Genomic DNA, 21635 nt, shown 5'->3' on the forward strand with positions numbered 1-21635 from the left:
AATCATCACTCGAGGCGCCCCACCTGTTCTCGAAGACGAATTGGTTGAGTCGATCGCGGGTAGGGGTTGAGCACGAAGCGGGACGCCCGTTCCGGAAATTCGTCTTGGACGAGCAGGCCCCGCCGTCTCGCTTTATTTGGCATAAGATAACAACTGCCCAAATCCTTCGTGACCCAGATGCGAACCTCCATTTGCTGACTCTCCTCAGCGAAGCGGCCTCTGTCCCGCCTGACGATGAGCTTCCAGTACTCACCGTTATAAAAAAGTTGATTGACAATTACATTGGCCGCCCCGTATTGAGCGCGGACATCCGGATAGAGCGGCACGCCGAGCGTCTTGATCGACCAGCGGGACAGGTTGAAGTCGATGCCGCGTTGCGAGGATGCCGGAGCGGTGCCGACATAAATGTAGCGGGCGGGCACCCACGACGGGCGAGCAGGTTCGCCAGCGAACCAACGACGAGCGCGGAGCCTTCGAACTTTGTGCCGAATTATTGGATGCTTCCACACGTCGTAAACTCTCTCGTCTAAATCGTGTAGAACCTCAGGAAATACGTGCATCCCTTGGCGATATACCACGGACGGTCGTATACAGTGCAGCAGCCCCTGCTCCTTCTGCGGCACATACACCGCCCACGCCGGCCACGGATCGAACAAGCCGAATTGATAGAGCACCGGCAGAGCGACAATCATCGCAAGAATCGCCGTCGCCGCCCGATCTCCGTTTAATAACGCCACCAATCAATCACCTGTGTATCCCGAGGTCGAAAATTGAGTCCACCCAGCGGGCGATTATACTCTGCTTCCAGCGAATCAATGCCGGTGAAGTACTCCTCCTCGAAATCGCCCCCGAAAAGTTGGTTGCGGAACACGACTTCCTTGCACCACCACGGCCCCAGGGACGTCAATAGCGTCTCGTTTCTTGCGACAATCACGGTGTCGCCCGCCACGCCCCGACGGCTCATCGCGAGTTCAATCCCTGTCATCACCGTCCGCGTCGGTCGCGGATGGACTCCCAATTGGCGTTCACAGAAAACCGGCACATCGAGCCACTGACGCATTGCCCCTCGGAACTCGTAGTCCCACGCCAAATCGTATTGGGGTGAAAACTTCTTAACACGCGGGATCTGCAACGCGTCGTGTACAAGGTCCATAGCTGTCGCAACCGGCGGCTTGAACGACGAATACACCGCCCACGCCAGCCACGGATCGAGCAGACCGAATTGATATAGCACCGGCAGAAACGCGACGACCCCGGTTAAGATAGTTGCCGCCCGGTTCCCACAACTTACCATTGCATTACCTGCGATGTTCTCGGTTCGATGTTCCAAAAGAACTCATCGCCCTTGATCGAGTCCAGCAGAATGATGCCTTTCGAATACGGATCGGACAAATTGAATAGCGTGCGAATGATATGCCTAATCGTCGGCACGCGCATAGGCGGCACGAGTCGGGCATAGCCGGAATTTCCATGAAAGCGGGGATCGGAGCACCCACCGTTCGCCTGATTAATCGCGATGAGTGCGCCGCCGGCTATACGTCGGGCTGGTTTCAACTCGACCCCGAGCCGTGCTTCGCACATTGTCGCGGGCTGAATTTCCAACAACACACCACTGCGGCCGTTGATAGTCAATCGCCCGGCGACTTCAATGACGTCTTCCAAATGAAGATCGCGGGCGGCTTCTTCCGAAAGCGATGCTCGAGCCTGCCAGTAGGAACGACTCGGCCGCCGCCACGCCAACCAGGGATCGAGCAGGCCGAAGGGATGCAGGACCGGCAACACGATCATGATCATCACCAGCCCGGTCGCTGCATAATCTGCGATGCGTCTCGACATCATAAATCCGAATACGAATGCGTTGCCTCGCCTTAGCTTGGTTGGAACGGTCCATCCTGTTGAATTACGACGACCTATTCTGGTTCGATCTTCATGCCGCGCGGATAGTAATTCAATACGGATTCCTGTTGGGGCTCGAAATTGCGAAATACGATCCGCAATCTGAAGTCCGGGCTATGTTTTAGCCGTCGTTTAATATTCGTACGCCACACTTCGAAGTCGGCTTGATTAGTCCTGACCGACTTCGAAATCCAATTTAAGGGTGGCCCGATCCGCGACGTACCGAGTGCTATTCCGACATAAATCCGGTCCGCTTGATAAAGTGGCACGTCGATCTCCGCGAGCGACCATCGGTGAGCGCGAATCGTATAGTTCGTCAGATTGGCGGGCGGTTCGAACCCCGAGGGTCCGCTATAGTCATATCCAACGGAACTCGACACCCAAGGCCTCTGCAGAAAAGCCGCCGCCGGTTCCGCTTCTACTTTTCCAGCATGCAAGAATTGAATTCGCGGTCTAATTTTCGTCACAGCATAGACTCGCCATGCCAGCCACGGATCAAGCCGATCGAATTGATAGAGCACCGGCAACGCGATCACAATCATCGCGACGACCCAGGCCAAACGATTGCCGATTACTTCCATGTCAATACCTGCGATTCGCGAGGTCTGGAATTCAGCCGGTAGAGCGAGTGGGCGTAATCCAGACCCCATGGATAATGCCGCGCAAGGACTTCGCGTTTGCCGGTGTATCGATCGGCCCGTCCCCGCAAGTCAAAGTCGACGCTCCCATATCGATCGGTCAGCGCAGCAATCAAGCCCAATACAAATCGCCCGCCGGAATAAGTCGGCACGCCCAACTCTTCCTCACACCACACGTTGAGATTAAAGGTGATCACTTTCGTGTCCTCGGGGTTAAATCGAATCCCCAAAGACCTGAGCGACCGCCAAGCCGACTGAGGTAGCTCGTCCTCCGGCGATTTCCCCGCCACGGAAAAACTCACCCGTCCCACCGCCGGCGAATACACCGCCCAAGCGGGCCAGGCGTCGAGCATGTGGAACACATGCAGCACCGGCAGTACAATGGCGATCGTCGCGAACGCCGTCACCAGTCGATCACTCATTGTCGCCATTTCAAATCCTGCGATTCGCGTGGGCGAGAATTTAATGTGAAATAGGGATGCATAAAGTCGACCTGCTCCTTCGACACGTCAAAGATTTTCGAACGCCTCCCGTTCCAGCGGTCGCTCCTCGAAAGCACCGTTACGGTTGCCGGCGGAATCCACCATCCGTCAAACGTATCCCGGATCAAGATCGAATACGCTCCGAAGGCGAAGCGCTCACTCGCGTAGGCCGGTACACCAAGACGGCGTTGCGACCACAAGTCGACGTTCGGCTTGCAGTAGTCATAAACCCCGGGAGGATTGTAGTCGGGAATCCGGACCGTCTCGGTGACGAATTCCGGCAACACGGCCTCTATTGGGCGGTACCACACATTCTTGCCGGCGGGCGTGCCGACCGCCCAAGCGGGCCAGGCGTCGAGCATGTGGAACACATGCAGTGACGGCAAAGCAATGACGATCGCCGCAAAGACGGTGGCGATGGTATTACCGGACCTCATCGGTCGTCTTCCATTCGAGCGGGATTTGCGGCTGCGGTTTCGTTAGAAATCGGAGCGAAGCCGAATTATAGATCGGCCACTCATTGGAACGAAGTCCGTCATTCCAAGACACGTCGGTCCATTCGGGGCAGTTCATCGGGTCCCAGCCGATCCATTGTTCTTCGCGGTAGCCGCAGTTCCACAACGAATGCGCGGCGAACGACTCCGATTCTTGAAAGGCGTTCACACGTTCAATCGCGTCAGGCCCGGCCCAAGGCATCGCCCCGCGGCGGAGATCGACGAGGAGAAAACCGGCCTCCCCTGTAGGCGCTATACCCCCGTGATGCCTGATTAAGAGTTCCACCACGACCGTCGTACCCACGGCCGTGCCGGGTGAATCGACGAGCGGCACACCCAAACGACGGCGTGAAACATTACTGAGTGACAACTTTTGACGTGCCGGCGGATCAAAAAAGGCCAGCGGTCCGGTATAGAATTGCTGATTCACAACTGGCGACGGCTGCGTACGCACGACGCCCGATCGAGTAGAAGACTGATGCTGGGTCCAGGCGAACCAGCCGTCGCCGACCCAGCCGTATCGCGCTGCGGGGGCGATGGCGACGACGATTAAGATTACGGTGGGCAATTGATCTTTCAGCCGGGCCATTTTAAGACCTGTGTGGATCGAGGCAGGCAGTTGATGGGAAACCGACCGCTGATATCAGTTCGAAGTGTGCGGGAGCCTGCGTTCGGCTCAAGTTTGAATTCTACGGCGATCCAGATGGCCCGTACGCTCGACCGAGGCTGAACAATTTGTTCGTAAACTTGGTACAAGACATGAGACGACTTTCCTTTACGCGGATGGTAAAGAAATATTATTCCCGTTCCATCTGTATAATTTCGGAAAAAGTCGTCGGCTGCCAAATAAACCCCCACGTTCACTGCGTCGTTCGAATTTGGTGGAACACCAAGAGCCGCTTGCGACCAACGTCTGGGACTTACGTAGCACACCATTTCGAATTCATTGGTATTAGGCCGAAAAAATCTCAATTCACTTTCATTGGTATTAGGCCGAAAAAATCTCAATTCACTTGGCATGAAGCGCATTTTCCGTGGGTGCTTCCAATCCGCGGGCCGCGAATACGCCACGGTTCGGCGAGACGACACCTGTGTCTTCCAAGCAAGCTCAGCGTTCAGGCGGTCGCCATAGTGCAAAGCGGGTACGATGACTGCGGCAAATAATAATAATGTTGCGAATCGATTCCCGACCATCGCTCTTTATTCGCAAATAGACACGATGGATGCACCCGATTGGGGGACTTCAGATGAATTCCACATTGGTTGTTTATTGGTATCTTTCGCTGAATGCTCTTGCGGCTGCGCCGCCCGGACGTTGTCCGGGCCACTCCCGATTTGGTGCGTGAGACCGAGTTTACCTTACTTGGAATTACCAGCCCTGCTGCCATTTGTGCCATGCGACAGCGTCCAACTGCAGCTTTTGACTTAGTCGATGCTTGCAGTCGGTTTCGTCGCGTGGGATGTCGACCTCGAACGGGTGCTCGAACGGCCGGATAAAGAAATGTTTTCCCCTCCTGTTGGCGATACAAATTGAGTCGCCGGAGACCTGTTCGTTGTAAAGCCGCTCCTCGGCCCGGCCGAAGACGATTGTGACGCCCTCAAGCACATGCAGAGACTGCACGATCGGCGTCCCGGTCACATCTTCGCAAATCTCGTCGAGCGAGAGCTTGCTGTTCGGCATTGAAAGGTGGTGCGATACGAAAACGGACGGACCGATGACCATTCCCAACCGAGACGACGACAGGTGCGTCCATGCATGCCAACTATCGTCGTGTCCGAGATAGAAGGTCGCCGGGGCGGCCGTCACCGCGACCAAAAACACCGTCGCAATACCGGTGCCGAGCGCGGCTGCCCGTATCACGACGCCGGCTCTGTTAAATTCGGTGGTTCAGCCCCCGACGACTCATTGTCGTCGCCCGGCTCGCCATCGTCCCCCTCAATCTCTGCGAATGCGGAGCCGGTGCGGTCGTAGCGGGCTTGGTGCTTTTCGCGGAGGCGATTGAGTTCCCATCGCAGCAGCAGCCAGTTCTGCCCGAGGAAGTAGACGTTCCACAGCAATACGCCGCGGGAGTGGTCCAGGCCCCACGGGCCGAGCGCGAGGAGCAGGATCACGTGCATTGCCAGCGAGGCCCACAAGCCGAGCCGCCGGAACCACGGGAAGACCAATGACAGGCCGATGGCCATCTCGTAGCCCGGCAGCAGCAGGGTCGTCCAATTGGCGAATTTCTGATTGAAGGCGCCGTCGAGCCCGACCGCCTTGAGCAGCCCCTCGTTAAAGATGAGCGGCCCCATTTCCTGCATAAAGGTGTAGTCGAACTTCGAAACGGCGCTCCAGAAATAGATGCTCGCCGTCAGATACAGCACCAGCCTCAACGAGCGAGCCGGGCGGGCGATCGTGATCAGGACAATCAGGATCGAAAAGTGATAGGCCCAGACCTGCAGCCGGTTCTGGTCGAGCGTGACCATCAGGAGCATTGAGAGAAATAGCAGCAGGGCTGAGATCGGCGGGAGATACGACCAGTACCGCTGCGTCGCACCGCGCATCTTCGCGACTGATGCGGCGAGGAGCATCCCGTACGCCCCGTAGATGCCGACGCAGCCGACCCAATCGAGCCACAGCGGCCACGTGCGGGCAAAGCCGAACAGGGGGATTTGCGGAAAGACGTCCTGCGGCGTCCACAACTTCCACGTGGCGCCGGTCAGAATTAGACCGAACAGCGCGAGCCAGAACCGCAGGCGGTAGATGAGGCGATCGTCCATGAACGTATTCGAGCGCACACGAACGCAAAATACAAGCGCGAAGGGAAACGAGGCCCTCTCACCGGAAGATCGCCGACCCTCCGAAAATCAACCAGAAGACGATCAGCAATGCGACGATCCCCAGCCCCGCCAGCGTGATCTTCCACATGCTCCAGGGTCGTTCGCCCTGCACCTCACCCGTTGCGGCATTAATCACGACTTGATACGGCTTATCTTTAAAGCGGTAGGCGAGCAGCCAGACGGGCATTAAGAGGTGCTTAAAGGTTAAAGCTCCGTATTTTGTATTGATCGATTCAACGCGCTGGGTATCGCCGCCAATGCGCCCGACCACATCGGCGTGAATTGCCTGCTCGATCCGTTCCTTGCCGAGGTCGAATCCTTGCGGCAGTTCAACGTCATAGGTCCGTGCCAGAAAGCCCGCGACCATCTGCTGGTTATAGGGGGCGACGGTGTCGAGCGGCCACGGTTCGAGCTTTCGCACCAACGCACGTTTCACCCCGTTCGATGCGACGATGAGCACATCATCAAAGAATCGCTGAAAGCTGCCGCTGGCCGGATACCAACGGGTGCGGCGCGAGCGGCGTTTATTCTTGCCGGTCCCGGTGGTCACATAATAGTACTCGCCGCGCTGCCCGGAGTACGTTGAGGCGGTCATGGCGTCGAACGTCCAATACGGAAGATAAACGCCATTAAAGGTGGATTTTATTCCTTGACGTTTTAATCGCGTGGGCGCGAACCACAATGACTTCACCCAACGTTTCAGTGCCGCCTCTGCCTGCTGCTGCGTGACCTGAAACGGCATGACGCCGTCGACCGCGATCCGTTGCTCGACCTGATGGGCCCCGTCGACCTGAATTGGGGAGGCACAATAGGGACATTGCCGGCTCGTCAGCGTGCCTGAGAAAACGACGTCGCCGCCGCAGGAGTCGCATCGGACCTCCTGAAAGCCTTCGAACGACTCCTGCCCCTCATCGTGTTTCTTGCGAAGGTCCTCGAGCATCGCGCGCAAGTCCTGCTCGACGATGCCGGCCGATTCGTCGACTGCGACGTCCTGCTCATGATTGCAGAACTCACACTTCATTCGCTGCGTGCCGATGTGGAACAGCAGGTCCGCCCCGCACTGTCCGCAGGGGAACACGCGGCCCTTGCCTTCATCGGTCACATGCCCGGCAAACTCGGTCGAACCGCGCGGCTGTTTTGCCGGATCGGGCGGCGACTCCTCGACGACTTCGATGTCGACATCGCTTTCATCGACGACTTCCAAGATTTGTCCACGTTCGGCTGCCGTTCGATCTTCGGCGGGAGGCGGCGGCGGAGTGGGCATACGACTTTCCGGCGGAACAAAGAAGTGCGCAGTTCAGACAAGCAACGATCGGAGTGGCACTTTGGTTCAAAGTTTATCGATCGACGTTGCCCGCGTCAGTCGAGTTTGCCATGGAAGCTCGCTCCGCGGCGGCAATTCGGTAGTGAGCCAGCACTGCCAGCATTGTGAAGATTGACCCGACGATCGCCACCGGTCGCCACAGTGCGTTACCGATGACCGGGGCATCGTAGATGACCGCGAGGATGGCGAGCAGCGACAACACATAGAGGACGTTAAATCGATCGGTCGCGACGAGCAGCCGTGTCCGCGCGCGGCGTGCCCACAACCCCCAGCCGATGAGCAGCAGAAAGACCCCGATCCAAATGACGAGCCCGGCCCGCACCAATTGACTCAACGCGATATGAGCGCCGCCCAAGATGAACATCCAGGACGTCGACCCGGTCAACATGCCGAACCAGGCGACGCGGTTCCATTGGTCAGGTCGGGACTGCATCAAATTCCGCATGCGAGACTCGAAGGTTACGCTGCCGAAGGCGGTTCGGAGACTCCAAGTTGTCGACAGATCGACTTGACCAATTTTTTCGGAATCTCACTGTGTCGAGGAATCGCCGACTTCCGCTCACCGGAGGCATCAACCCAGAGCAAGTGCCGCCCACCCTCTCTCACGAAACGGCACTTCTGTGCAGCGAGATGCTTAATGAGCTTATGACGCTTCACGAGTTCGCGACAGCCACATTTTTTACGTGAGCACCGGCGGACAGAATGAGATAGATTGGCTCCACGATATCCGCATCAGGATCGGTCCTGTTCGAATCTGGCCGCGGAAGCGTGCGTCCATCCAGCATATCGGACTCGGCCATATCGACGAGTGCCGAGGCTAGCATGTCGCGAGCCTCATTCAGGTTCTCGCCACTCGACAGCGCGCCCGGATAGTCAAGGACCTCCGCATGCACTCCGTCGTCGCAAATTGTGTAGGCGGCTTTGTAAACCAGCATCGCAGTCACCTTTTCGAGCAACAGGTGCCCCACATTGTAACACGGCACGTCGCGGAAGTTACCGTCACGACAACCTGAAAATCACGACATCATCGCATATCACATCGAACCGGGCACCCCGATCTTCAGCGAGCCACTCGAACGTTGCGGCCGAATAGAAGCAGACATGCGTCGGATCCTGCTTGTAATGCCACTTGGCGAACGCATCTCGATCACGCACGCGCTTCGTCATCAACCCGAGCAGGCCGCCCGGTTTGAGCAGTGAGAACAAGCGGGCAAATTCCTCGGCAGGCCGATGAAAATGCTCGACCACCTCGCTCGCCGTCACGAAATCGTATTGCTGCTCCAGCACGCTGCGATTCGGAAAGTAAAACGGATCGAACACGTCCATCGTGTGCCCGGCTTCCTCGAACATGACCGATAACGTCGGCCCCGGCCCGCATCCAAAGTCGAGGCCGCAGCTTCGGGGAGGTAGCCGCTCGTGCAAGGGACGGAACACGCGGCTTAGAAACCGGCGATAATTCTCGTCGCCGGGGTCGTTTTCATGCAAATCGTACTGCCGTCGTTCGACCTCACGAGATGGCAGGTCGGAGTTAACCACAAAGACAAGCCTGCAAACCGAACACTGTCGATAGGTCCGTCGCTCATCTTGCAGATAGGGCGCGCTGATCGCGGCACAAAGCGGGCAATTCAAGTCTTCATCGTAAGTTCTTCGGCCGCGATCTGATGGCTCGGCGGTGTGATCGCTCATGAGACACAGCTGCCAAATACGACTTTATCAGATTATCAGCACTCGAATGGCCAAGTCTTTAACTTAAGGCCTGGTAGCTCGTGCCTCGCGACTGTCTCTAGCCAGCAGTTTCAATACCAGTCAGCGGCGCAAGCCAATAGTCGATCAACAGTGATTCTCCCGACGGCTTGCGACTCGGGCTTGTATTGAAGACGCTTTAAGACCACTTCTAGTTTTCTTGAAAATCTTTCGAGGTCGTCATCGACTCCACACGGCGTCATAGAATACGCCGGGGCCGGATTCACGAACGGCGAGATCTACCAAGTGATAGCCGTCTTTAATCATTGCATCGTGTTTCGTCTTAAGACGCCGCAACGGGAGGCGATGCTCCGTTTTCCACTCGGTATCGAGGTCCTTCTCCCATATCGCGGAGAATATTTCCGTCCTGTTCGCCACGTGCGAATTCACATCGACGAGCCGAAAGCCCTGCTCTCGATAGTCGGCGAGTTCCTGCTGATATTGCCGATCGCTTAATCGGTAGCGAATTCGACACTCCGGTTCCGTTCGCCCCTCCCAAACGACGGCATAATAGTCCTCACCGTTGATGGCAATGCTGCTGAGCATCGACGGTCGGCAACCCATTTCGATTCTGGCGTCAAACGCTTTCTGAAAGTCGGCGGCAGGCAGGCGAATCTCAAGCTCCTGTTCAGGCCCCAGCGTTTTTTCCCAAATCGCCGCATAGTAGTCCTGGCGATTCACGGCGTAGCTGCAAAGGTCGACGAGACGATAACCCTCGCTGGCATAATCAGATGCCAACTTCTTGAAGTCGTCGGGCTTCGTCCGATAGCAAGCTTTCCACTCCGGTTCGTCAATTCGATCCCACGTCGCCGCGTAGTAATCGCGGTTGCGGACCGCGTAACCGTCGATCGAGACGACCCGGTAACCCTGCTCTGTCAGAGTTTGATCGAGCTTTAGAAATCGGTCGTAACTCAGGGCGAATTCCGTGCGCCGCTCATCGACGGCTTCACGAAATTGCGTGAACCCGTCGCTCAGCGGCAACATTCCGCAAACGCAGAGGAGAGCGAACAGAAACTTGCTTCGAGTAACGCTTGCTTCCCAAAGCATCTCAGCCTCCCGAAAGCAATGAATTGACAGGTGGTTATTATCGCACGGACCGAATGCAGGCTGTCAAGGAAATATTGAGCACTAGGATCACTTACGGTTTGACGCCTTTCACTTTAACGCCAACCTCACTCGCAATCGCGTTCATTCGTTGACTGAGTTCGGAAAGCCGCTCCGGCTCAGTTTCGGCACGGTTAATTCGTTCGAACGGATCGGTCTTCATATGAAACAATTCGGGCGACCCCGTGACTGTTCTTAATTTCCATTCACCAAGCCGCACCGCCTCTAGGTCGCCGCGGAAATACCAGTACTCGTCGCGCGGCGACCTGTCAGTTTCACCGGTCAGAAGAGGCACGAGGTCGTGCCCATCGAGTTTATGATCGGGCAGCTTGGCGCCGGTGACTTCCAGGATTGTGCGGTAAACATCGGGCATGCCGACCAATTCGTCTGAGACACGACCCGCTTCGATTTTCCCCGGCCATTTAAAGATCGCCGGCACGCGCGGCCCACCTTCGTAGGTCGTCGCCTTCGATCCCCGCAGAGGCCCGGCTGACCCCGCGTGCCAAAGCTCGTTGCCCGCCTGCTGCATTCGAGGAGGCATGTCGACCCACGGCCCGTTGTCGGAGGCGAAGAAGACCAAAGTGTCTTCGGCAATGCCTTTGGCCTCCAGCGCCTTTAAGACCTGCCCGACGCTCCAATCGACCTCTTCAATCACATCGCCGTACAAGCCGAAGTTTGACGTCCCGCGCTTCTCATCAGAAACGGCCAGCGGGAGGTGCGGCATCGCATAGGCGAGGTAGAGCAGAAACGGTTCGTCGTCGCCGTCGCGAATGAGATCGACCGCTTCACGGGTGTAGCGTTTGGTGAGCGGGTTTTGGTCGAACGGGAATTCGACCATTTCCTCACCGCGGTAAAGGCCCAGCGGTACGTCGGTCTGCACCCAAGGCTTCATATAGTCATTCGAGTAGGGTAACCCGAACCAGCTATCGAATCCCTGATTCACCGGCAGGAACTTCTTCGATTGATATCCGAGGTGCCACTTCCCGACCATGTGAGTCCGGTATCCGGCATCTTGCGCCGCCTCGGCGAGCGTCCATTCGGAATCGGGCAGGCCGCCTTTGCCGTTCGAGCCGGTTCTGCCGCCGAACTTCACGCGGGGCATGTAACGCCCCGTGATGAGCTGCGTTCGCGACGGCACACACCATGATCCCGTCACAAATGAGGTCAAGCGAAGGCCTTCGTCGGCCAGTTGATCGAGATGCGGCGTGCGAATCGCCGGGTGCCCGTAGCAGGCGAGATCGCCATACCCCAGGTCATCGGCGAACAGAATGACCACATTGGGCCGATCATCTGCCTGACTGACTGACAGGCAGACGCAGGCGAACGGTGCGAGCAGCACTGCGAGACAAAGCAGGCGGAGGTTGGATGAATTCATAGCGAGCGTCATCGGAGGAAAGGGACCGAACCTATGCTACACGATCCAAACCGCCCCGACGGCTGTAAAGTCAGTTCGCGATTTCGGTCGCTCTCACGTCCGAACGCCGGCTTGACGCTGCTCCCCACGCCGATCACCGTAAACGCGGACACCGGCGTGGCCGCGATGTCCGTTGATCCCCTTCAGGCCGCAGAGAAACCGACCGATGCCCGAGCCGAAAATCGCCGCCGTTTCGATTCAACGCCGCGTCGGAATCACCGCCGCTGCGCTCTGCCTGATGCTCCTGGCAACAACGAGTGATGCAACGGCCGGGCTCGATGTCGAAAACGTGCTGGTCGCCGTTAACGCTAACGATGAAACCTCGCAACAGATCGCCGCGGAATTCGTCAAGCTCCGCGGCATCCCGGAATTGAACGTTGTCGAGCTCGAAAATGTTCCCGAAGGGAGCACAAGTACGGTCGAAGCGTTTCGCGAGCAGATCCTGCTGCCGATTCGGACGGCTATGACTCAGCGGGAGATCGATGCGCAGATATCCTGCATCGCCTATTCCAGTGGCTTTCCGACCGCCTACCGCGTCAACGGCGACCTTCCGGACGGCAAACGCACCTCAAAGGTTCTCACCCCGGTCGCATCTCTCACCGGGCTGACGTTTCTGTACGAGCAGGTGGAGGAGGCCGACATTGATTATTTGAGCCTGACCGCCAATCGCATGTATCGCCGACCGACCCGCCTGGCTGAATCGATTCGGCTCACCGCGGAAGACGCTGCGACTCTTAATGAGGTCGGCAAGTTAATGAGCTCGAGCGATTGGGACGACGCCGCTCAACTCTTAAAGGATCTCGCCGAGCGGCACCCGGAGCAGTCGATCTTCCCTTACCAACTCGCCTGCTGCCTGGCCAAAGCGGAGAAACCCGAGGAAGCAATCAAGCAATTACAGAACGCCTCCGAAGCAGGTTGGTGGAACGCCGGGATGGCCCGCCGCGATCAGCACCTCGTTTCCCTTCGCGAACGTGAAGACTTTAAGGCCTGGCTCGCATCGCTGGAGCCACCGCTGTTTGAAGTGCAGCCGAGTCTTCGAATCGAACCCGGCGACCGCTGGGCCGCCGACGGCACGCGGTCCGACGAAGGCCGCCGCTATCTGCTATCGACAATGCTTTCCGTCACGGCGGAAAACGGGCTGAACCTCGACGAAAGCCTCGAACTCTTAAGACGCAGCAAATCCGCCGACGGTACTCATCCCACCGGAACTGTCCATTACATCGTCAATAAGAATATTCGCTCGCGGACCCGCCAGCCGCTGTTCGCCTCCGCGATCGCCGCGTTGGACCGGCTCGGTGTGAAAGCCGAGGCAACCAACGGCCTATTGCCGAAAGAGCGAGACGACGTCATCGGCTTAATGGCCGGCTCGGCCATCTTCGACTGGCCGGCATCAAAAAGCAAAATGAAACCGGGTGCGATTGCCGAACACCTCACGAGCTTCGGCGGCGTCTTCGGTCGCAAAAACGGACAGACGCAGCTCACCGAATTTCTCCGGCACGGTGCCGCGGGCTCCAGCGGAACCGTGACGGAGCCGTACGCGATCCCCAACAAATTCCCCAATCCCTTCCTGCACGTGCATTACGCCGCCGGATGCACATTGGCCGAAGCATTCTACCAGTCGGTCCATGGCCCGTATCAATTGCTCGTCGTCGGCGATCCGCTGTGCCGACCCTGGGCTGACGAAGTCGCGCTGCAGATCGACATTGATTCCCCCGCACCGGACGGCGATGGCTCAATCGCGGTCTCGGTCGACGCCGAAAACCTCCCGGAGGTCCCGACCGGCATCGCGATTTACCTCGATGGGAAATGGACTGCTCAATCCCAGCCGGGCCAATCGATACGGCTCCCGGCGATGCAGCCGACCGATACACCTCGAGACATTTCTGCCGTCGCCCGATTCGAAAACCGGACCAACTTGCGGGCCCGCGGATTCGCAACGTTCGGTTCGATCGCGGATTAGTTCGCATCCTCAGCGGACCCGACGCGTTCGAGGCGTTTTCGACCCCGATGTCGGTCTCTTTAGATTCGGGGGCCGAGAACAAAACGTGGTTGCAATGCCGGCGATTTCCGCTCACTGTAAACGCACGTAAACCACACCCATGTGCTGCGGGCGATCGGTTCGAGAGCGGTCGTCCGGGTGCCTCAGAAGGAGCGCTCATGCTGGCAGTACGCAATTTAATCTCCGCCTTGGCGTTGTTGATTTTGCTCGGCGGTTCTTCTTTTGGGTCAGCCGACGAACAAACGCCGTCAAAGCGACCGATTGTGATTCGCATTGACCGCGGCGACGAAACGATCGTCATCAAAGTCCCCGAGGGCGGGCAGATCACAACGAAGTCAGCCGCCGGGAACGCCACGCGAACTCCCGCCGAAAGCGACACGCAATCGGAGCTAACGCAACCGGCCACGAACTGGGTCGTCATCAACAATCCGAACATCGCGGGACGAATGACCTTTGTGGAGCGTGATCGTATTGATCTCCGCGCTCTCCAAGCCGACGGCACCTATCGCATCCTGGCCAAAGGCATCCCGGTTCAGGATGTCTCCAAAGATAAATCAGGCAAGGTCAAACGCATCATTCTCGGTGACAGAGATCGCATTCTACCCCTGATTCAAATCATCCCGAAGAAATGGCTGGAAGTCGTCACGTCCGGGCAGGGCAACCCTTCCGAAGAGCAATCGACCTACGAAGCGTTAAGCGATCCGGCGGGGCGGTTGCGATCCGCCCTCCGATATTGGGATCGCAACAGCGAAGACCTTGCCTCACGGAGCGCAAAAGATGAATCGACCGAACGGACGCTGTGGATGCTGCTCGATCGAGAAACAGTTCAGATTACGCCGAACTATATTCTTAATCCCAAGCCGCTTATGACTGATGAGTGGGCGGGTGCATTGGAAGCCTTAAATAAAATCGACAACCCGAACTTAAATGCGAAGGTCCTGCGCGCATTTCTGGAATCGCCCCAGCCGAATGAAACAATCAGCTTCGGAGCGAACAACGGCATCGCAATGTTCTTTCCCCCGAAAGTCGCCGCAGCCGCCGGCCAGACAACCTCAGCCGGGGGCGGTCGATATGATGATCTGCCGAACGGTGGGTGGACCGGGATCTCATCACTTCATTCCGTTCGCCCCATGCTGCGAATCGCCTCCCCCTACCACTTGCCGTTTCACGAAAACGTTGATGTTCCGAAGAAATCGGTCTCCGCATTCGGTGAGATCATGCTGCGTCGCCCGGCGCCGCAGGATCGCAGCACTTTGAAAGTATCACTTTATAATACGGACGGCTATCCGATCAGAGGTTGGAAATTCCTCTACGGTCCCGTCACGTTCGGCGGACAGTTTGGCGAAAGCCGGGAGATGGGATCGAACGGAATCGTCACGATCGAAGGACTCGCGCCCCAACGCTTTCTCATCGGTTTCGACCAGCGAATGGAACAGAAGTGGCGGCACGAGGTCATCTTGAAACCGGGACACGAGACCCACGTCAAATTTAATCTCGACTGGTATCAGGTTCTTAAGGAACCCCGGGTCGTCCATAAGAGCTTTGACGAAATTAAGGCCGAAGCGGCGCGGCGAGCCAAGTACGCCAAGTTGACGTCGATTGTGAAAGAATCAGGTGTCCGCACGATCGAAGGACCAGACGGCGTTAAGCTCTCCGACGGCATGCCTTTTTCCCCCAAATATGGAACGCTGGGCGTCGTCGGGCCGAACCACTTTCAAGTGAAGTACGAGGGCGAAAATCGCGAGGAGTCCGGCTGGTTTCTCTTTGGCATTGAAAACGCAAAGGGAAAGCAGATCACGCTCGACCTCGTCGGCGGGCGACAGGACAAGTGGCTGACGTTGAACCCCTCGATCATCGACGCGAGCGACCTGACCGATCCCTCCGCCTACGCCGTGGCCAATTCCGACTCGCAGCCGGGCACGACCAAAGCGATTAATGGCCCGCTGCTACCCGATACGTCAGGGGAGCGGTGGCGATTCGTGAAACGCTCCGAGTACCTGCCCGCTGAAGACACCTTAAGATTCACATTCACGCCGGAGTCCGATCAATCGCACCTCGCCATGCGACCGACCTTTACAATGGGGTTCTATCAGCAATGGTTAGCCGAGCTTCGCATGGATTCGACCGTCACCGTACACGACGTCGGGACCAGCGACGACGGTTTCCCACTCGTGATCGTCGAACTCGGTCGGCAGGACGATCCGCACCGCGAAACCGACCGCTGTCTGGTACTTAATTGCGGCGAGATGGGGGACCAACCCGATACGAATTGGGCCGCCTACGGGGTCGTCGAAAAGTACCGCCAAGCGGTTAAAGAAGGCAATGCACCTTGGCCGAAAGACACGACGGTTCTCGTCGTCCCTATGATGGACCCAGACACGGCTTATCAAGGGAACTGGCTCGGGTCTTACGTCAGCTTCGATTGCTGCGGCTCGCGGAAAGGGACCACCGCAACCAAGGCCTTCGCGAAGTTCTTTACCAACTGGGTCAATGACGGATTTCGTCTCGACTTGGTTCTTACACTTTATAACCCGGAAAGTGCCGAAGCGGCGAACGTGCGGATGATCGGCATCCCATCCGGCAGTCGTTATAAGTCAGCGTTGGCCAGCCTGCACTCTTCGATTCTTAATACCTTTAAAGACCGTTCTTATAATGTCGACAAAAAGCAGTATCCCCGCCGCGGTCGGCCGAGCTGCCGAATGTCGGGCTACTGTGGTGATCGGTTTGGTACGATGTACCTCGCCTATTTCGTCAATTCACGCGGCCCCAAACGTCACCTGACGTTAAAACAAACCCGCGCCACGGGCCCGCTGATCGTCCGCGGAGCGATTGACTTCCTACACAGCAAAGAAGCCCGCCAGGCCTTAAAGCAGGTGGATGAAAAACGAGACGAGCGGGCCCGCAAGTGGCAGTTCTACGACAAACCGCTCAACGTGGCCGATGGCAAGCGGGCGATCGAACTCGAGTGGGATATCTATCGAGCGGACGATCCCCGCAAAGTTTCGAAAGACAAATAGCAACCGAACCCACGGCGTCGGGCTTGCCTCGCGACTTGAATCTCAGCCACCGAGTTGCGTACCGTACTCGCATCAATATTCGATGATCCGTAGGACTGGCCGATGACCGCTTTCCGACTGACGCTCGCCACCGTCTTCTCTCTCGTTGCCTTTGCTGCCATTGAAGCGGCCGAAACTCGCCCGAACGTGATCGTCGTGATGACCGACGATCAGGGTTACGGCGAATTCTCCTGCCATGGCAACCCGATCGCCCGGACGCCGAACATCGACCGCTTCGCGTCCGAAAGCGTAAGCCTCACCGACTTCCACGTCGCCCCGATGTGTACGCCCACCCGCGGGCAGTTGCTGGCTGGCTTGGACGCTTTTCACAACGGAGCCGTCAACGTCAGCAGTGGCCGCACTTTATTGCGACCGGAGCTCGAAACGATGGCGGACGTCTTCAGCGCCGCCGGATATCGAACCGGCATGTTCGGCAAATGGCACCTCGGCGACAACTATCCTTTCCGCCCCGAGGACCGCGGCTTCGATGAAGCCCTGTGGTTCCCGTCATCTCACATCAGCGCGGTTCCCGATTTCTGGGATAATGACTATTTCGACGACACCTATTATCACAACGGTCGTCGGGAGAAATATCGCGGCTATTGCACCGATATCTTCTTTAATGAGGCGATGGATTGGATCGACGATGACGACGCGAACGGTCAGCCATTCTTCGCTTACCTGCCGCTCAACGCCGCACACTGGCCGTTGTTTGTCGATGAGAAATATCGCGACGAAGTCCGGGCGGTATTAAGAGACAATCCGGAATTGAAGAATTTATTGAATGACGTCACGATCGAAACACTGGTCAGCTTTCTGGCCATGGGAGCGAACATTGACGAGAACATGGGTCGGCTCGATCAGTTCCTTAATCAGACCGGTCGTCGCGACAACACGATCGTCGTCTTCTTAACCGATAACGGCAGCACGCTGGGGCCGAACTACTTTAACGCCGGAATGCGCGGCAATAAGACCACGCTGTGGGAGGGTGGGCACCGCGTTCCCTGCTTTATCCGCTGGCCCGCCGGGAAATTCAGCTCGCCCGCCGAGTTCGACGACCTGTGCCAAGTGCAAGACCTCTTGCCGACGCTGGCCGAGCTCGCCGAAATTGACGCCGTGCCAGAAGACCTCGACGGCATGTCGCTCGCCCCACTCTTTCGCGGCGACGTTGATCGCCTGCCCGAGCGGACGCTCGTCATTAATTACAGCCGGATGCCGCCAATGAAGGTGACCTACACCGACGAAAACCCTTCCATTCCGCAGCGAGACGGCTCAGCCGTACTTTGGAAGCATTGGCGGCTCCTGGAGTACAAACGCCTTTATGACCTGCGGACCGATCCGCATCAGGATCATGACGTCGCCGCGGAGCATCCGGCAGTCGTTAAGAAATTACGGGACCATCTGAATCAGTGGTGGGACGAGGCGAAAGAGACCGCCCGCGCGGTGCAGCGAGTCGTCATCGGCAACGAGGCGGAGAACCCGGCGATGCTAACGGCGTGCGAATGGCTCGACGTCTTCATCGATCAGCAGCGGCAAATCCGCCGGGGTACCCGAAGGAACGGCGTTTGGCACCTCGTCGTCGACCGCCCTGGCTCATACAGTTTTGAACTGCGTCGCTGGCCAAAAGAAACCGGCTTAAAATTAACGGACACAGTTCCGCAAACGACCGTGGTCGACGGGACATACGTCGCCGGTAAAGCCCTGCCGATTGCCCTCGGGCGTCTCCGCATTGGCGAGTTCGATAAGACCGCGGACCCCGACGATGCTGCTCAAAGCGTCCGCTTTCAAGCCAAACTCCCCGCCGGGCCGACCGAAATGCAAACCTGGTGGCTGAATGAATCTGGCGAAGACATTTGCGGGGCGTATTACGTGTATGTGGAATACCTTGGTAATTCCAACTAAGCCTAAGAAGACCTCAGCCCGTTTAATCGTGGGCGATACGCACGCCCGCCTCGACGAAGCCGCCTATCCACAACGTGCTTCTTAAGCGGTGGCAGTCTCAACCGCTTACTTCTATCCCGCCGCGGCATCTACTGTTGAAAGAAATCTTTCACACCGGCGAGGACGTTCCCGGTGGCGATCGAGGCTAAGATCATCCCCATCACCCGGCTGACGATGCTCGCGCCGCCGTCGCCAATTAATTTCGAAATTCGCTCCGCCCCGAGCATAAAGAGATAGGCCGAGAGCAAAACGGCCAGCATGATGACGGCCGTCACGACCTGATGCAGGATGGAGTAGCGATGATTCTCGGTGAGCAGCACGGCCGCCATCATCGCCCCCGGCGAAGCCAGTGACGGCGTCGCCAGCGGGAAGATCGCCTTATCGGTCGCGGATCGAACCGACCGGATCTCGCCCTCCTGCTTGCTCTCGCCGAAGATCATCGTCAGCGCGAACAGGAACAGCACGATCCCACCGGCGATCTGAAAGCTGAGCAGCGATACGTCCATCGCCACCAGCAGCAGTTCCCCCGCGATGATGAAGAACAGCAGAATCCCCGCCGCCGTGATCGCGGCGATGCGAGCAATCCGCCGCTGCTCGTGCGCCTCGGCGTCCCGCGTCGACGCGATAAAGACCGGCACCGTCCCGATGGGATCGATCACGGCCCACAACATCACGAACGTGGTGAGTATCTCCTGCGGCGTCTGCATGGGGAGAGCGTATCGGCAGGAAGAGCGGCAGCAAAGTGCGGGCGGGTGAGCAAGTCTCAAACCGGTGGCCGGGAGGTCGACACCTCCGGGGTCCCCGCGCGATTCGCGATCAGTCGTCGATCTCTTCGGACAAATAACGCACAGTGACAATGGCCGCGTTGACGAGTATCCTGATGTGTTGCAACTGCCTTCTGCCACATTTCTCCATTGATCGAGGGTCGCCGATGCAGTCTGAGACCAAACTCTCAGCGTTTCACTTCCAGTTTCCAAAGGAAGCTTATCAAGCGCTATGCACTTCGCTTGTCGCGTTCGCAATCATCCTTACGCCCATCGTGGGAGTTGGAGATGAAACGGAGTTCGATCAATACGGTGGCAACAAGTCGATGATATCGGAGGCCACCGGGTTCTTCCGGCTCGAGAAATTTGAGGACCGCCACTTTCTGGTCACTCCTGAAGGGCACGGCTACCGGGCGCTCGGGATCAATCATTTTCACAACATGTCGTCGAAAGACTACGACGCGGCAATTCAGCAAATTAAGTCGTGGGGATTTAACGCCGGCTGCTACCAAGGACCCCGATGGATGTGGGAGCGCTACCCTTACACGAAAGGTATCAATCTCGTTCCCGTCTGCGTTTGGAAGCCGGCTTCGCAGTTCGCTTTCAAGGATGTGTTTGATCCCACCTTTTTAACCGAAATGGAAACCGCTGTCCGAAAGGTCGTTGAGCCGCAATCCGATAACAAGATGCTGATCGGCTATTTTTGGACCGATATTCCGATTTGGTCACGCATGAAAAACGGGGGTTGGATCAAGTTCTATAAGTCGCTCCCCGCAGACTCGGCGGGCGGGATGAAATGGCGGTCATGGAAGGCTGCGCACGAGGGAAATGACGAGAGTGAATTTCTCGCGGTCATCGCAAAGCAACTTTATAGTAAAGGCTACGAAATCGTTCGCCGATATGACAAGAATCATTTGATTCTCGGTGACCGGTACCATCAAGTCGACATCCCGGAGGCCGTCGTTCGAGAAGCCCTGCCCTACATCGACGCGATTTCCATCCAGCCGACGAGCCGCGAGTTTAATTTCAAGGTTTTTGATCAAATCTATCAGCAATACAAGAAGCCGATTTACATCGCTGACCATGTCAGTTCTTATGCGACAGACGCCTTTCCCGTGACGATGGGCCAGGCCGCCGGCAGCGCCGATGCCTATGGCGCCTACTATCGTCGTTACGTGACTGCCGCGCTGTCACGTCCTTACATGATCGGCTTCAACAAGTGTCAATATCAAGACGAGCCAAGGCCGCGACTGTTGAAGCAGGGATTGCTGAACGTCAATGAGCAACCCTATCCGGTGGTCGACCGAGTACGAGAAGCGAATTATCTTGCGTTGAATCATGCCTATGAAGGAACGGAACCCCGCTTCGCAGCCCGCATTAAGAATGAAGAGCGTCCCGATGTCGCTGATCCAACCACGCCCTTGCGGATATTGGCTCCGGCCAGCGGTGCGAAACTTTCCACGCAGGCCGACGTGGTGATCCGTGCTGCCGTCGACCTCGAGAAACTCGGTGGTCGCCAAGTCCGCTTTTACTATGTGGATAAGCAATGGAAACTCATCGGCCGCGACGAGACGGCACCATTTGAGGTGACTTGGAAATCACCCCCCGCCGGCGATTGGGACATCGTCGTTGCGGTCCACGGAAACGACTGGAAGATTCTTTCAAAGTCACGCGTGAGTGTCTCTGTGGCAGAGGGCTCAATCGCTACGGACGCCTCTGATGCTCCACCGTCCTCATCAGTTGACACTGATTGAGCCGGCTCGGCGGAATGCTCCGTCGCAATCATCACGATCGAGTCGAACGCGGGGTGGCGGGTCTGAACCGAAGGGCCCGACCCGGATCGCTATGTCTGGTCTCACCGACGAAGGTTGATGAAACGACTCAACCCGCACACTTCGCGGCTCGCCTTTCAGTTGAGCCCCGCCGTCTGCCGACCATCAGCCTCGCTCCTGAATTAAAA

Annotated in this window: 21 protein-coding genes; 4 read left to right on the forward strand and 17 right to left on the reverse strand. The window is 57.4% G+C overall.

Annotated elements, in window-relative coordinates:
• Positions 1-5: 5 nt before the first annotated feature.
• From Pan189_RS19725 to Pan189_RS19800, 16 genes are all read right to left on the reverse strand, one after another.
• Positions 6-737: a hypothetical protein gene (locus tag Pan189_RS19725; RefSeq protein WP_145365799.1), complete on the reverse strand. Its 732-nt coding sequence runs from the start codon at positions 735-737 to the stop codon at positions 6-8.
• The gene (locus tag Pan189_RS19730; protein ID WP_145365800.1) at positions 725-1294 is read right to left on the reverse strand and encodes a hypothetical protein; all 570 of its coding nucleotides are present in this window, start codon (positions 1292-1294) and stop codon (positions 725-727) included. Before Pan189_RS19730 ends, Pan189_RS19725 begins: the two co-directional genes overlap by 13 nt.
• On the reverse strand, positions 1288-1836 hold the full coding sequence (locus Pan189_RS19735; protein WP_145365801.1) for a hypothetical protein: 549 nt from the start codon (positions 1834-1836) through the stop codon (positions 1288-1290). Before Pan189_RS19735 ends, Pan189_RS19730 begins: the two co-directional genes overlap by 7 nt.
• A gap of 74 nt (positions 1837-1910) precedes the next feature.
• Positions 1911-2477, reverse strand: a complete 567-nt coding sequence (locus tag Pan189_RS19740; RefSeq protein WP_145365802.1) for a hypothetical protein — start codon at positions 2475-2477, stop codon at positions 1911-1913.
• Complete coding sequence (locus Pan189_RS19745) at positions 2468-2956, reverse strand: hypothetical protein (protein ID WP_145365803.1); 489 nt, start codon at positions 2954-2956, stop codon at positions 2468-2470. The genes Pan189_RS19740 and Pan189_RS19745 overlap by 10 nt, the downstream gene beginning before the upstream one ends.
• On the reverse strand, positions 2953-3453 hold the full coding sequence (locus Pan189_RS19750) for a hypothetical protein (RefSeq protein WP_145365804.1): 501 nt from the start codon (positions 3451-3453) through the stop codon (positions 2953-2955). Before Pan189_RS19750 ends, Pan189_RS19745 begins: the two co-directional genes overlap by 4 nt.
• On the reverse strand, positions 3440-4099 hold the full coding sequence (locus Pan189_RS19755; protein WP_145365805.1) for a hypothetical protein: 660 nt from the start codon (positions 4097-4099) through the stop codon (positions 3440-3442). Before Pan189_RS19755 ends, Pan189_RS19750 begins: the two co-directional genes overlap by 14 nt.
• A 780-nt stretch (positions 4100-4879) precedes the next feature.
• Positions 4880-5371 carry a hypothetical protein gene (locus Pan189_RS19760; RefSeq protein ID WP_145365806.1) on the reverse strand — a complete coding sequence of 164 codons (492 nt, stop codon included), beginning with the start codon at positions 5369-5371 and terminating at the stop codon, positions 4880-4882.
• Positions 5368-6270: a MauE/DoxX family redox-associated membrane protein gene (locus tag Pan189_RS19765; protein ID WP_145365807.1), complete on the reverse strand. Its 903-nt coding sequence runs from the start codon at positions 6268-6270 to the stop codon at positions 5368-5370. The genes Pan189_RS19760 and Pan189_RS19765 overlap by 4 nt, the downstream gene beginning before the upstream one ends.
• Positions 6271-6328: 58 nt before the next feature.
• Entirely contained in the window at positions 6329-7594 is a 1266-nt protein-coding gene (locus Pan189_RS19770) for a TFIIB-type zinc ribbon-containing protein (RefSeq protein ID WP_145365808.1), read from the reverse strand.
• A 73-nt stretch (positions 7595-7667) separates the two neighbouring features.
• Positions 7668-8099 carry a hypothetical protein gene (locus Pan189_RS19775; RefSeq protein ID WP_310820812.1) on the reverse strand — a complete coding sequence of 144 codons (432 nt, stop codon included), beginning with the start codon at positions 8097-8099 and terminating at the stop codon, positions 7668-7670.
• A gap of 14 nt (positions 8100-8113) precedes the next feature.
• Positions 8114-8311: a type II toxin-antitoxin system HicA family toxin gene (locus Pan189_RS21770; RefSeq protein ID WP_145365810.1), complete on the reverse strand. Its 198-nt coding sequence runs from the start codon at positions 8309-8311 to the stop codon at positions 8114-8116.
• On the reverse strand, positions 8308-8637 hold the full coding sequence (locus tag Pan189_RS19785) for a type II toxin-antitoxin system HicB family antitoxin (RefSeq protein WP_310820813.1): 330 nt from the start codon (positions 8635-8637) through the stop codon (positions 8308-8310). The genes Pan189_RS21770 and Pan189_RS19785 overlap by 4 nt, the downstream gene beginning before the upstream one ends.
• A 16-nt stretch (positions 8638-8653) precedes the next feature.
• On the reverse strand, positions 8654-9340 hold the full coding sequence (locus Pan189_RS19790; RefSeq protein ID WP_145365811.1) for a class I SAM-dependent methyltransferase: 687 nt from the start codon (positions 9338-9340) through the stop codon (positions 8654-8656).
• A 237-nt stretch (positions 9341-9577) separates the two neighbouring features.
• Positions 9578-10381, reverse strand: coding sequence for a hypothetical protein (locus tag Pan189_RS19795; protein ID WP_145365812.1), 804 nt, complete (start codon positions 10379-10381; stop codon positions 9578-9580).
• Positions 10382-10535: 154 nt separating this feature from the next.
• Complete coding sequence (locus Pan189_RS19800; protein WP_310820815.1) at positions 10536-11876, reverse strand: sulfatase family protein; 1341 nt, start codon at positions 11874-11876, stop codon at positions 10536-10538.
• Between the two features lie 205 nt (positions 11877-12081).
• Here Pan189_RS19800 and Pan189_RS19805 point away from each other — a divergent pair, with 205 nt between their 5' ends.
• From Pan189_RS19805 to Pan189_RS19815, 3 genes are all read left to right on the forward strand, one after another.
• Positions 12082-13875 carry a TPR end-of-group domain-containing protein gene (locus Pan189_RS19805; protein WP_145365814.1) on the forward strand — a complete coding sequence of 598 codons (1794 nt, stop codon included), beginning with the start codon at positions 12082-12084 and terminating at the stop codon, positions 13873-13875.
• Between the two features lie 197 nt (positions 13876-14072).
• Positions 14073-16931: a M14 family metallopeptidase gene (locus Pan189_RS19810; RefSeq protein ID WP_145365815.1), complete on the forward strand. Its 2859-nt coding sequence runs from the start codon at positions 14073-14075 to the stop codon at positions 16929-16931.
• A gap of 102 nt (positions 16932-17033) precedes the next feature.
• The gene (locus tag Pan189_RS19815; protein WP_145365816.1) at positions 17034-18872 is read left to right on the forward strand and encodes an arylsulfatase; all 1839 of its coding nucleotides are present in this window, start codon (positions 17034-17036) and stop codon (positions 18870-18872) included.
• Between the two features lie 128 nt (positions 18873-19000).
• Here Pan189_RS19815 and Pan189_RS19820 read toward each other — a convergent pair whose 3' ends face one another.
• Entirely contained in the window at positions 19001-19618 is a 618-nt protein-coding gene (locus tag Pan189_RS19820; protein WP_145365817.1) for a MarC family protein, read from the reverse strand.
• Between the two features lie 224 nt (positions 19619-19842).
• On the opposite strand from Pan189_RS19820, the gene Pan189_RS19825 reads away from it, so the two are divergent.
• The gene (locus Pan189_RS19825) at positions 19843-21429 is read left to right on the forward strand and encodes a hypothetical protein (protein ID WP_145365818.1); all 1587 of its coding nucleotides are present in this window, start codon (positions 19843-19845) and stop codon (positions 21427-21429) included.
• Positions 21430-21635 lie beyond the last annotated feature (206 nt).

The organism is Stratiformator vulcanicus, from assembly GCF_007744515.1.
Taxonomy (GTDB): domain Bacteria; phylum Planctomycetota; class Planctomycetia; order Planctomycetales; family Planctomycetaceae; genus Stratiformator; species Stratiformator vulcanicus.